The 13460-nt window shown below is 42.5% G+C and carries 8 protein-coding genes; 6 read left to right on the forward strand and 2 right to left on the reverse strand.

Annotation, left to right across the window (positions count from 1 at the left end; all coding sequences use genetic code 11):
• Positions 1 to 556: 556 nt before the first annotated feature.
• The gene (locus EK374_RS20665; protein WP_164731838.1) at positions 557 to 892 is read right to left on the reverse strand and encodes a hypothetical protein; all 336 of its coding nucleotides are present in this window, start codon (positions 890 to 892) and stop codon (positions 557 to 559) included.
• A gap of 215 nt (positions 893 to 1107) precedes the next feature.
• Between EK374_RS20665 and EK374_RS07555 the strand changes: the two genes are divergently transcribed.
• The 5 genes from EK374_RS07555 to EK374_RS07575 all read left to right on the forward strand — a co-directional run bounded on the left by EK374_RS07555 (position 1108) and on the right by EK374_RS07575 (position 11400).
• A complete protein-coding gene (locus EK374_RS07555) occupies positions 1108 to 3021 on the forward strand; it encodes a glycosyltransferase family 2 protein (protein ID WP_164731839.1) in 1914 nt (637 codons plus the stop codon).
• Between the two features lie 80 nt (positions 3022 to 3101).
• Positions 3102 to 5366: a CgeB family protein gene (locus EK374_RS07560; RefSeq protein ID WP_127021619.1), complete on the forward strand. Its 2265-nt coding sequence runs from the start codon at positions 3102 to 3104 to the stop codon at positions 5364 to 5366.
• 96 nt (positions 5367 to 5462) lie between these two features.
• Positions 5463 to 7415: a glycosyltransferase gene (locus EK374_RS07565; RefSeq protein WP_127021621.1), complete on the forward strand. Its 1953-nt coding sequence runs from the start codon at positions 5463 to 5465 to the stop codon at positions 7413 to 7415.
• Positions 7416 to 7425: 10 nt separating this feature from the next.
• Complete coding sequence (locus EK374_RS07570) at positions 7426 to 9729, forward strand: hypothetical protein (RefSeq protein ID WP_127021623.1); 2304 nt, start codon at positions 7426 to 7428, stop codon at positions 9727 to 9729.
• A gap of 492 nt (positions 9730 to 10221) precedes the next feature.
• A complete protein-coding gene (locus EK374_RS07575) occupies positions 10222 to 11400 on the forward strand; it encodes a nucleotide sugar dehydrogenase (protein WP_206099305.1) in 1179 nt (392 codons plus the stop codon).
• A gap of 195 nt (positions 11401 to 11595) precedes the next feature.
• Here the strand turns inward: EK374_RS07575 and EK374_RS07580 are convergent, their stop codons facing one another.
• Complete coding sequence (locus tag EK374_RS07580) at positions 11596 to 11967, reverse strand: hypothetical protein (RefSeq protein WP_127021625.1); 372 nt, start codon at positions 11965 to 11967, stop codon at positions 11596 to 11598.
• Positions 11968 to 12461: 494 nt separating this feature from the next.
• On the opposite strand from EK374_RS07580, the gene galU reads away from it, so the two are divergent.
• A complete protein-coding gene (gene galU, locus EK374_RS07585) occupies positions 12462 to 13355 on the forward strand; it encodes a UTP--glucose-1-phosphate uridylyltransferase GalU (RefSeq protein WP_127021627.1) in 894 nt (297 codons plus the stop codon).
• Positions 13356 to 13460: the final 105 nt, after the last annotated feature.

Consider the following 13460-nt stretch of genomic DNA (forward strand, 5'->3'; position numbering starts at 1 on the left):
GGGACAAGCCACGGCCCCTACGGTTAAAATTGGATATGAATTAAAACGGATATTTATATAAAAATCCGTAGGGGCGGGCCTTGTGCTCGCCCGTTTAATGATACCGCGGTGTTGTATTGCAAATACACCGTGGCACAGATGGACGGGCCGGGACAAGCCGCGGCCCCTACATCATACTTTAGGAAAATAGGCATGCCCACAGCTCCTTTGAGCGACTCTGGTTTACTGCATTTTGCAAACAAAGCATTTAAGGATGAGTGTTATGGCATAGCGGCGCAGCTTTATGTTTGGCTGCAGTATTGCTACCCTCAATTTGCACATCTTTGGACGTACAACCTAAAACGTGCAAATGAACTAAGGTTGGATACGCCAAATAATAGCGTCATTCATTTGGTCGTGTGGGTAGATGACTTGGCAACTATTGAACTGCTAAAGCAACTGCCAGCATGTTGCCAACTTTGGTTATACCCTTCGTCTGAGCGTGTGGCGGGTCAACTGGCCTCTCTGAAAATGCCTTCTGGCGTTAAGTGTTGTGAGGTTGCCGTAACGCCCTGGCTCAGCCTGAAAGCCTTTTTTCAACACTGCGATACAGCGAAGTTAGCTGACTTGGCTTATTTTTGCCGATTAAGCCAACTAACTGAATTGCAGCAGTTTTGGTCTTTGGTGGCTCAGAGTTGGTTGTATCAGCACGTTGTTTTTCAAAGCCCCGATGGTATTTCAAAAATTCAGTCGCTTGAAACCGCACATGCATTGGTTGTGCCTCAGTTACTACTGGCACACAAATTTTTTCGTATCTGTAAGCCAGAAGATTTAAGTGCCTTTTTATCTGGTCTGAACTATGTTGGCCTGAAATCTTGGTCGGCAGATGGCGCGCCAATAAGACAGCAATCAAAGGCGTTGCTGAGCGTCACTGAAGAACAAGAGGCTGCACTGATCTCTGATTGGAACTCAGCTCAGCCGTCCGTGAAAGCAGGGCTGGTTATTTTACTTGAACGGCGCGTAGATACGGCAGCACTGATTAGCAGCTTGAAGCAGTTATCTACAGTGTCCAAGTTAGAACTTTGCCTGCTTGTTGCAGAACCCAAGTTACTGTTTGGCGATGCAGAGTTGTCAGACTGGGTGACTCAGAGTGGTGCAGTACATCATCTTCAGGTGTCAGGAGAAAAAGGCGAGTTTTATAAAGACAGCAAAGAGTATATGAAACGCCTGGCAGGGGAGCTTTGGCTGCTTTCGCAAGCTGATACCCTTGTTGACCACAGCTGTTTATTTTTACGTTGTTACGGTGCACATACTGTGTTTCAAGGCGTGGACCTAACAAACAAAATAATGTTACTTGATAAGGCGAGTTTGTTTCGGACAATGCTCAAGTGCACAAGTTTTTATCAGTTGTTGGCTCATTTGGTCGGTAAAGAGCTGTTAGCTTACCCTGATCACCCTCTGGCCACACAAGCCGATATTTTTATTACTAAGGCTGGACTTAGTCGATTCGGAGGTTTAGATAGGTTTAGGCAACAAGCTGTTGTATGGGGAAACACAGCGGTTGCACAAGCCAATCATTTCTGGGTTTTGGATGATACTGCCGGCCAAGGCAAGCCCGGTGATTTGTGCAGTTACATTCAGGATAAAGTGATTACTGAAGATGGATTTTTGTTTTTATTTGATCTGGTTCCTGCACCAGCCAACACAACCGCTTACCAAGGCGTAGCACACCAGAATCATTGGTTGTTGCCACGTTGGTTAATAACTGGCCGAAAAGTCGCTTTCACTGCGCCTAGTCACGAAGGATCGGCGCAAGCTGTGTTTGTGATGTCTAATTACAATAAATCTGCTCACTTAGCCTCAAGTGTCGTTTCTATCGCTTTGCAGTCTTATGCTGCTATTAAATTGTGTGTAATGGACGATGCCAGTACTGATGATTCTATTGCCACGTTAAAACGGCTCACTACTTTATTTGCTGACAATCATTGGCTGGAACTGTTTTTCAGCTGCGAAAATAAAGGCACTTATTGGCAACGAAACCAGGCTATTTTGGCTCATCAGCAAGAGCACACTATCTATCTGGTGAATGACTCTGATGATATGAGCTGTGCACAACGAGCCTGGATGCAGTCGGCCTGGATACAATCAAATAGCCCGGATTACTGTATTGCGGATATTGTCAGAATAAATAGCACAAGCAATATGCTGCAGATGGATAAAGAGGTAGAGCGATATGGCACAGCGTCTTTTGCTGCATTGAGCAGTATTCATAAGCACTATGGTTATTTCGAAAATTTAAAAAAAGGTGCTGACACGGAATTTATTGAGCGAATAGTCAAGTTTGCGCCAAATTCTTCCTCCGCTCGTTTGCGTTATCCTGTGCTTTATCAGAGCTTTATTAATAACAACCTTACCAATGATATCTACCGTATTGATGAGCGGCAGCAGGTACTTAATCAGGATATAAGTGCCCGTAGCCCATATATGGAATTATTCCGCGATCGCCATAGTAGACTGGGGAAGTTCGAGTTACCTCTTCTATTTACAGCCGGGCAATGGCATTTTCCTGAGTCGTATTTTGAAAAGCTTCCTGAATTTTTGATTGCAAGGCAAAGCCGGAAAGGTCCGGTTTTACATGTAGAACAAATCCTTTCGCAGCAGAGTTGGCTGACTAATAGCTTCGACACAGTGAAAGGTGTTTCTGCTACTGCTTCCGCTACTGGTTTGTCATTAGAGTCAAGATTGCAGGATAAGCAGCATGCGTACCTGATGTTGCAGCAGCCAATCCATGATGTACTGCCGGTTAATACGGAAGAAAGTAACGTTTTATTGAAAGTGGTGGCGCAAGGACAGCTTAGTGTTTCAGGCGTTTTAATTTATTACGATGGAGAAGGGCGCCAACTTCATCACCAGTTTTATTGGCTTAACGAGCCAATGCCAATCGAAGTTCCAGCAAATTGCAAACGAATAAGCTTTGGCTTCAGAGTGCAGGGGAGTGGCTTTGTTGTTATAAAAGAAGTTATAGTACAGCGCTATGACTGAAGGTTTTTTTACCTTTTTTTTAAGGCAACAGTGGGCCAAAGCAGCAGTGTCTGAACTTGCTTTAGCGGAGTGTATCTTTCATGTTTGGCGCTTTTTTTTCTTTTCTTAAGCCTTCCTCAGCACAAAAACAAAAAGCCGCTTCTGGTGTTGTGAAATGCATTTCAGAACAACGATTACTTGACCCCGTCTGGTATCAAGCTTTACAGCATGTAGGAACCAATGCACCTCATATAAGCCAGGATCCGTACCAGTATTTTCACACCATGGGATGGAAGCAAGGTGATAGCCCTTCAGCCTGGTTTGACACCAAGTGGTACCTGAATACTTACCCTGACGTAGCTCAGGCTGGCATTAATCCGCTATTGCATTATGCGCTGCACGGTGCTGCGGAGGGGCGGCCATTGAGCGGGGTTTTACGTTGGTTTGGCCAGTTGCCTGCGTACCAGTTTGTGCGGCCAAGCGAGCAGTTTTTTGTTGTAGTGCCTGTGATTGGCGGATTGCTTGAGCACAAACTGCAGTTGTTATTTCAGCAGTACGATAGAGTAAAACTAAATAAACCTTCAGGTCTCTACTGGTTGCAGTGTTTTGACGCAAACGGAGTTCAGATAGTACAAGGTGTTACCGGCTTAACCTGGTCGGACGAATTGGCAGTTTGGTATCGTTATTTAGTACAGCAAAGTGCCGATAATTTAAAAATGGACAGTTTTAATTATCAGTTGCCTGCTAATACCAGCTACGTGCATATAGGCATCAAGCCATGGCGTGGCGCTTGTTTTGAAATGCGCAATCAAGCTGGTTTTGTCATGCAAAAGCCTAAGGCAATTTCGGCTGTTAAGGTGGAACAACCCCCTGTGGTGTTAAAGGCGGCGAACGAGCTTAGCGTCGCTGTTATTTTGGATGAGTTTAGTTTTAACAGTTTTAAAAACGAATTTAACGCCATTGCGCTCACCCCGGAAAATTGGCGTCAGCAGTTTGAACTACATAAGCCTGATTTGTTTTTTTGCGAGTCAGCCTGGTCGGGTGAAGATTCGTTACAAAGGCCGTGGAAGGGCAAAATATACGCCAGTAGCAATTTTGCCCGGGAAAACAGAAGCGTTTTGCTGGAGATATTAAGCTATTGCAGGCAACAAGGTATTGCAACTTTGTTTTGGAATAAGGAAGACCCAACTCATTACACCGACCGCAAGCATGATTTTGTCAAAACTGCAGCCTTGTTTGATTATGTGTTTACCTCGGCTGCGGAGTGTGTAGAGGCATATCGGCAGGACTATAAGCTCCAACACGTTTTTGCGCTGCCTTTTGCAACAAACCCACTTTTGTTTAACCCCTTAGCTTCTGGTGCGCGCAGTACTAAAGTTGTATTTGCTGGTAGTTGGTATGCCAATCATCTTGAACGCTGCGAGGTGATGGAACAAGTGCTGGATGCTTTGCTGGCTTCTGGCTATCAGCCAGAAATTTATGATCGCTATTATGGCGACAACGATCCTTTGCATCTGTGGCCCGATAAATATCAGCCTTATATCCGGCCTGGTTTGCCTCATACTCAAATGCCAGCCGTGTATAAGTCGTCAGTACTGGGGCTTAATTTTAATACTGTGACTGAATCCTCAACTATGTTTGCCCGCCGGGTGTTTGAACTTATGTCTTCTCATACCTTGGTGGTGTCGAATTATGCCAAGGGTGTTGCAGAAATGTTTGGCGATTTAGTGGTTTTTGCAGATAAAAACCCTGATCGTCTTGGTGCTTTATCCGAAGTTGAAATAGACCATATCCGTGATCAGGCTTTGCAATTGGTGCTGGCAGAACACACTTATGCTAAACGTTGGCGCTATATGCTGCAGTGTATTGGTTTTCAGGTAAAAGCTGATAACGAAGGCATCACGCTGGTTAGCCAAATTAGTAATGATGCAGAGGCCATGGCTGCGATCAGCTATTTTGAGCAACATTTTAGCCGCAGCCCTGATTGTAGTTTGTTATTGGTGGTGTCGGCTAAAGTGCCCGATATTGAAGTGGCGGCTTTTTACCAAAACTATAATCGTTTTGGTATTACTGTAACTGCTGAAAGTTTTATGCAAAAACACGCGATGGCGGCTAAGTACAAGCCTATTCAAACGCCGTATTTTTTGCTTTTTAATGCCAGTAAGGTGATTGACGGTTCTTGGTTGCAGCTTGCTAAACTGCATCTTTGTTATCAAACTGACTACCCGTTAACACCTTATTCCACTAAAAAATATCAGCTTGAAACTGCAGTGTCTGGCGCCACTTTACTGGCGCATTCCGGTTTGTTTATTCGTTTGTATCAGGCGCGGCTTGCGGGTGAACCCATAGTGGCTTATGCCGTTTGAGGTGGTGGTGTTTTTTCTGAGGCTTGCATACTGAGGCCGCTTAGGTATAACTCTTAGTCAGAGTGCGTTGAAACTAATAACGATGAAATGAGCTAAATGGATATTTCAGTAATAGTGCCCAGCTTCAATGCTGTGGGCAAAATGGAGCGGTGTTTAACTTCGTTAAGAAATCAGAGTTTTTCGGCAGAACGCTACGAGGTTATTTTTGTGGACGATTGTTCTGTTGATGGAACCTTTGCCTACTTACAACAACAGGCTGTAACAGAGCCACATTGGCGGGTTTTGCAGCTGCCGCAAAACAGTGGTTCACCTTCACGACCAAGAAATCTGGGCACAGCACAGGCCAGAGGCGACTATGTGTTTTATCTGGATTGCGACGATGAAATTCTTCCTGATACTTTAGAGCTGCATTATGCTCATGCAAAAGCGACGAATGCTTGCATAGTGCGGGGCTACTTGTTGTCAGATGACGGCAAGGCGCAGCAGCCGGAAAATAGGGTAACCGACTGGTCTGAGGCTACAAACTTACCCAGTCGCATTGCAAAGATTATCGGCAAGCAAAGTTCCACTGTACCCAGCCTGATCAAACGCTCTTTGTTACAGAGCCACTCTATTTATTGGCCCGAAGATATTAGGGTAGGTGAAGACTCAATTTTTTTAGCGACGCTGCTTTTGCACTGTACGCAAATAGAGTATTTGGATCATCCAACTTTTATTTATAACCGAAGGGCCTCTTTCAAAGCGTCCAGTACGCAAGAGTATGGCAGCCGAGAGCTGAATAACCATTTGCTGGTGTGGCAACGTGTTATTGATGTTATGGCTGGTATTGGCATTGACTATATAACGCTAAGGTTGAGGGTTGGCTTACAAACGGCAATCAAAGGTTTAATTTTTAGAAACAAAGGCGATGTTTCTGAGCAGGATTTTAATCGATTTGCCTGTTTTATTCAGAAGTATGAAGCGGCAATATCCAGCCATAAATTTGCTGCTAATGTTCAGAGTGTTTTAAATAGCCTTAAAAGCGGGAGTTTTATAGCTTTTAAAGCGAGCTGCAAACCCAGATTGTTAATCGCCGGGCACGATCTTAAATTTATTTTGCCAGTACTGCCACAACTCCAACAAAGATATCAAATTGAAGTGGATGAATGGCTTGGGCATGATGCTCATGATGCGGCCAAGAGTGAAAAGTTATTGCAGTGGGCCGATTATATTTGGTGTGAATGGTTATTGGGTAATGCAGTTTGGTATGCAGAGCGCAAAAGTTCGCACCAAAAACTGGTTGTTCGGATGCATCGTTTCGAATTGGGCCGGGATTTTGGCGATAAACTGAAGGTTGAGAATGTAGATGCAGTATTCGCGGTATCTGTCTTGTTTTTCGAACGTTTGCTGGAACGTTTTCCAAATATTCCACGACAAAAAGTACGGTTACTGCACAACTATGTGGATACAGAAGATTACCAACAGGTGTGTGCTCCAGAGCGTTTTTTTAACCTGGCGATGATAGGTATTGTTCCTTACCGTAAGGGTTTCCATCATGCGATCAATTTGCTGCAGAATTTAAAGCAACATGATCAGCGTTACAGATTAAAAGTTTTTGGCAAAGGCCCACGGGACATACCCTGGCTGAGTAAACATCAGGATGAAATGGAGTATTACAGGCGCTGCGAAGACATGATTGCTAGCTATGGTCTGGCAGATAGCATCGACTTTTTGGGGCATTGTGACATTAAGCGGGCTTTGGCTCAGCAACAAGTTGGCTTCGTATTGTCGTTAAGTGAAGACTCACCAGGGTTTCCTGGGCCTGAGAGTTTTCATTTGGCGGTTGCAGATGGTTTTGCCGCTGGCGCTGAAAGTATGATATTGAGTTGGGCTGGTGCGGAGTATGTATATAGTGAAAATTTTATTTATAGTTCGTTAGAAGACATAAAAGAACGAGTTTTAAATAATCGTTTATTAACCAATAATGCTAGCCTGATTGTGGAAGGCAAAGAATTAATGCAGCGCTATTCAGTACAAGTTTTTTGTAGCGTTATACAAGAGATTTTTTAAGGATATATTTATGTCAGTATTTATAGCGAGATTCTCTATGGATAGCGTTCCTGGTCAAAGAATAGTGCCTGCAGACTTCTTAAACAACTTACCATTCAAACCAATAGATCATAATTATGTTGAGGTTAAAAATGGAGAGCTTATTTGTTTTAACTACGGTGTAGCATTAGAGAGAAAAATTGTTAATAACAAAGACAGCTATTTGCTTGTTCAAGGTGCTGGTGACCTAGATCTTGAGACTAGAGTTCACGATAGTTTTTTTAATAAGTTACCGTTGAGTATAAATCGATTTCCAGAGCCATTCTGTGCTCTAATGTTAAGCGAAAATAACTTGACATTTTCTACAAGTTTTTGCGGTGTTGACCCAATATTCTATTTGTTAGACGGCAGAACTATATATGTCTCTAATCGGCATAATTTGCTTGGTAGATTTATTTTAACTAAAAGTTTTGAGAAAAAATCTTTTATTTGGATTGTTGGTCGTAATCATATATCAGATACTGATACTTACTGGAGAGATTTAAAGAAGGTTGAACCTTCAAATACTTATTTTTTTGATGGGGATTTGACTTCATTTTCAGCTGAAAATTATTTCGCATTAAATTTATCTAGACATGATGTAGTAGATAAAATAGAAGATTTTGCAAATTCTTTTAATAAGTCGATAGCAATTTCACCTGTCAAGAAGAGACTATGGCTAAGTGGTGGTAAAGATAGCAGAGCGATATTAGGGTTAATATCTAAGGATAATCTTAGTAATTTTGATTTTGTAACTCACGGTGAAAGTTATAGCCCAGATGTTATGTCTTCGAAGGATGTGTCTAATTTTCTCGGCGTAAGCAATCAGCATGTAATTAATAATGTTAATATCGGAGAGGGGGCTATTGATATTTATAAAAGATTAGCTGTCGATTTAGCATGGTGTTTTAGTGGGAACTCATTTGCTGACTTGAAGATGTTTTATAACAATAAAAACTTATTAGTAGTTGGTGGGCATGAAAACGGATTTAAGTCGAAAAGTAATAAACTTGATTTAAAAGAATATGTAAATTCACGGAAGTACTGGGTTGATAGTTTTGGTATTTTAACTAAAGAATATTATGTTCATCAATACGAATATTATAAAAAGACACTTTATGATGTACTGCAGTATTATCCAAAATCAAGATTTTCTCAAGCTGAGAGCGTTCATTTCAGAAATTCAACATATCTGGCATCTGCTTTGTCTAGTTGTCATCTCGGTACGTCTGAGATTCATCCTTTTTTAGACGGAAGGATGTATGAATTACTCGTTGGTGTAGATGACCAAATTTTAGAGAGTCAATTCATACACTATGTTATGACTACTAAACAAAATACTGATCTTGCAGGAATATCTTATGCAAATGATAAATGGCCAACGGATCTTCGTGATTGGATCGGAACTCAAAATTATGACCGTGTCAGTTCGAAAAGACCATATGAATTTAAAAAGTATTTTCCTTCGCAAAAAGGTTTTGGCTTACATGGATGGAGGCTACAGCTGGTAAGTTTAAGCAAAAATTTTGTAATAAATTATTATACGGATAATGCTTCCTTTTTTGACTTTATAGACTTCGGAAGGTTACACGAGCTTAGCGAAAAAACTATCGACAGCTTTGTGTTAAAAGATATTTATTTTTGGCTTTCGTTGTTGAAAGCTGCTCTTATTCATTATTTTGATAAGAAAATACTTTCATTTGATTCAGTCGAAGATGTTGCCTTGGAAATAAAAAACGTCCTAAATTATCAAGGGAATGCCTTTTTTAAGGGAACAGCAAGTGAAGATGTAATTAATATTCTAAAGCTTAAGAATAAAGCTTTAGAGGACTGTGTAGCTAACCAGGAACACCTAATTAGATATTTTGAGGAGGGCGAGAATGATGCACTATCTTCAAAAGTTGATGTAAAGATGCTAGCTGTGCTTAGTGCCAATGAACTAGAAACTCGTTTGTTAGCTAATTTCTACAAGAAACTTGAAGGAGAGATGGTTTTAGATTCTATAGATGCTAATTATGTTGGTAATGTTATATTTTCTTGTAAGCTAATTACACAATCTGGTCAACAAAATAAAGCACTAATATTCTTTAAATGTGAGAAGGGGGTAGTTAAATCTGATAGCCTCATTTGGTCTGATGCAGGGTTTTATTACAAGTATCTAGAGACAAGAAACTTTTATAACGAGATAAAAATCGCTGTTCATTTATCTTCCTCGGCGGAAAAAATTATCATAGGTGTTAGGCCTTGGTATTCTGATGCAACAATTTTCTTGAAAGATACTATTCTGGTATCGTAAGGTTACAATAAAGTGATTGAAAAGAAATTAAATGTTGGGGCTGTATATTTGAAGTGTTAACAAGATCATAATTTTGTAACTATAAAAGGGGTAAGCAATTTAGAACCGGAAGCGTTAATTACAAGAGAGATTGCAGTTTTCTCAGGCAACCGAATCAATGTTGTTTTGGTTGATGATGTGGAATCAGAGATTGATAAAGTATGGCGCGTTCAGTTTCTTTTGCATCCTGATGTGTCCTTTGCTATCAGGGCGGGGGCTGTCGACCTGAAATGTAAAGGTGTTACAGTCACTTTAATATTTTCTGTTAGTGATTCTTATACGATTACAAGCGAGCGCGGGTATTACTCGGAGAGTTTTATGGGGGCTCAGGAAACCAGTGTTATTGTGGTCTCCGGTCGAAGTAAGAGGGTTAATGTAAAAACTTTTATCAGCTGTATTGATGTATAGTTTGCATAATTATTTTGCTCTATCAGGTATTTTGAGGGTAACCAGTTGAATTTAAAACGTAATATAGCCATAGCCGGAACTGGCTACGTAGGTCTTTCAAATGCGATGTTATTGGCGCAACACAATAGTGTTGTTGCAGTGGATATTCTTCCGGAAAAAGTGGCGTTGCTGAATAATAAAAAATCTCCGATAGAAGACAAGGAGATATCAGATTTTTTGCAGAATAAAACGCTGAATTTTACTGCAACCTTAGATAAAGAACTGGCTTATGCCCATGCTGATTTTGTCATTATTGCCACCCCGACAGATTACGACCCACAAACTAATTACTTCAATACTAAAAGTGTGGAAGCCGTGATTCAGGATGTGATGGCTATTAACCCTAATGCAGTGATGGTGATTAAGTCGACAGTGCCTGTAGGCTACACCAAAACGGCACGTGAGAAGTTTGGCACTGAAAACCTGATATTTTCACCGGAGTTTTTACGCGAAGGTAAGGCTTTGTATGACAACCTATACCCGTCACGCATTATTGTGGGTGAGCGTTCAGAGCGAGCTGAAGAGTTTGCTGGCTTGTTGAAGCAAGGTGCTATTAAGCAAGATATTGAAATACTTTTCACCGACAGCACTGAGGCTGAAGCTATTAAGTTGTTTTCAAACACTTATTTGGCGATGCGTGTAGCCTATTTTAACGAGCTGGACAGTTACGCTGAAGCTCATGGTTTAAACAGTAAACAGATTATTGAAGGGGTGGGGCTGGACCCACGTATTGGCAAACATTACAACAACCCAAGCTTTGGCTACGGTGGTTATTGTTTACCTAAAGATACCAAGCAGTTGCTGGCTAACTATCAGAATGTACCCAATAACATGATCCAGGCCATAGTTGACGCCAACCGTACCCGCAAAGATTTTGTGGCAAATGCGATATTGATGCGTAATCCAAAAGTGGTGGGTATTTATCGTTTGGTGATGAAAGCAGGGTCGGACAATTTCCGGGCTTCTGCTATTCAGGGCATTATGAAGCGCTTAAAGGCCAAAGGTATTGAAGTGGTGGTGTTTGAGCCAGAGTTAAAGCAGGATGACTTTTATAATTCGCGGGTGATCCGTGATTTGGCCGAATTTAAGCAGATATCGGATGTAATAGTTGCCAACAGAAGAAATGATGCGCTGGCAGACGTAGACGCCAAGGTATACACCCGCGACTTGTTTGGCAGCGATTGATGAATGAATGCTGATGTGGAAAAAAAATCCGTAGGGGCGGGCCTTGCGCCCGCCCGTCTAATGACACCGCGGTGTTGATGGGCCTTGCGCCCGCCCGTCTAATGACACCGCGGTGTCGTATCGCAATACACCTCGGTACAGATGGAAGGGCCGGGACAAGCCGCGGCCCCTGTGGTCAATTAACGCCGGTATGGGTTAAAAAAGAACTGTTGGAGGTTTGCCTGGGCCTGTTTTTTGGCATTTGCCGTCGTAGCGGCTTTTTACATCTGCCCATTGCTCCCAGTAGTAAATCTCTAAATTGGTTCTGGATATTAAAAAGTTGGCTTTGGTTTTATCGTGCGACGGGTCACCTAAAACTATGGTAGTTGGGCCAAAGCCAATTCTGTATTCGGGATCAGCGTGGGTACTGGTATACAAAAACTCGGTATAACCTGGAATTTGAGCACTCTGGTTTTCCATGTCGATAATAAAATGGAACTTTGTTTTTTCACCTATTTTCAGTTTTTCATCTGTTGTGACAACTAAAGCTACGTCACAGTCCAGATACACTTTGCTTTCTTGCGCCATTGAGGCACTTGAAAGCATAACAAGCAACCACATTGCGGATTTGTACTTCATTGAACACCTCACTGCGTTAAACTTCATCTGATGTATAACTGAAGGAAGGATGAGCCTGCAAGCAGGAAAATTTATTTTTTGTTGTTAAGCCGCGGAAGCTTGGCTTAGTATGCTGTGCACTATATAAATGGACGGGTTGCGACCATCGCAAAACACCGAGGCAAAGATGGACGGGCCGGGACCGTAGGGGCGGGTGAAGGGCCGGGACAAGCCGCGGCCCCTACGGTGAAAACCGATGTATGAATATAAAAGCGCGGTGTAATATCGCAAAACACCGCGATACAGATGGAATGACCCTGAACTTGCTATTAACTGGCCTTTGTCAGAGGCTGTGCCCAACTGTTCTGCAAAGGATTTGAAAGGTTTAAGCTTCAGCGCTTGCCCTAAATTTGATTAATTAAAGTTGTTCTGTTGTCCTGAATGGATGCAAAGGAGTTTGTTGGATGTCGTTATTAAAAGCTGTAATTCCGGTAGCGGGCTTGGGTACTCGAATGTTGCCTGCTACTAAAGCTATACCGAAAGAAATGCTGCCACTGGTTGATAAACCTTTGATCCAATACGTGGTGAACGAATGTATCTCTGCTGGTGTTAAGCAAATAGTGTTGGTGACGCATTCGTCAAAAAACTCCATTGAAAACCATTTTGATAAAAGCTTTGAACTGGAATCTATGCTGGAAAAGCGGGTGAAACGCCAGTTACTGCAGGATGTGCAAGCCATTTGCCCAAAAGATGTCACTATTATTCATGTGCGTCAGGGCGAAGCTAAAGGTTTAGGCCATGCCGTGTTATGTGCTTTACCTGTGGTTGGAGACGATGATTTTGTTGTGGTGCTGCCAGATGTGTTAATCGACGAATTCGACAGCAATTTGAAGAAAGACAATCTGGCGGAGATGATCCAACGCTTTAAAGAGTCGGGCCGCAGCCAGGTGATGGTTGAACCTGTGCCCTTAGAAGCTGTGAGTTCTTATGGTGTGGTGGATACTGGCGGAGTTGCCTTGATGGCTGGCGATTCTGTAGCTATGACAGCTATAGTGGAAAAGCCGGCTGTAGATGAAGCCCCTTCTAATTTGGCTGTAGTAGGGCGTTATGTATTTTCGAAGCAGCTGTGGCACTGCCTGAAACACACAACTATAGGTGCCGGAGACGAAATTCAGTTAACAGATGCTATCGCCAGCCTGATGATCAAAGAGCCTGTTGATGCCTACCATATTCGTGGCAGAAGCCATGATTGTGGTAATAAACTGGGTTATGCAACAGCATTTGTTGAATACGCTTTACGCCACCCAGACTTGGGTGAAGAGTTCAGAGCACAATTACAAAAGCTATTGGCACCGTAGGGGCGGGTCTTGTACCCGCCCGTCTGGTGATACCGCGGTGTAATACAGGCAAAACATCGCGGAGCCCATTGACGGGCCGGGACAAGCCACGGCCCCTACGGTGAA

It is taken from the genome of Rheinheimera mangrovi (assembly GCF_003990335.1).
GTDB classification, from domain to species: Bacteria; Pseudomonadota; Gammaproteobacteria; order Enterobacterales; family Alteromonadaceae; genus Pararheinheimera; species Pararheinheimera mangrovi.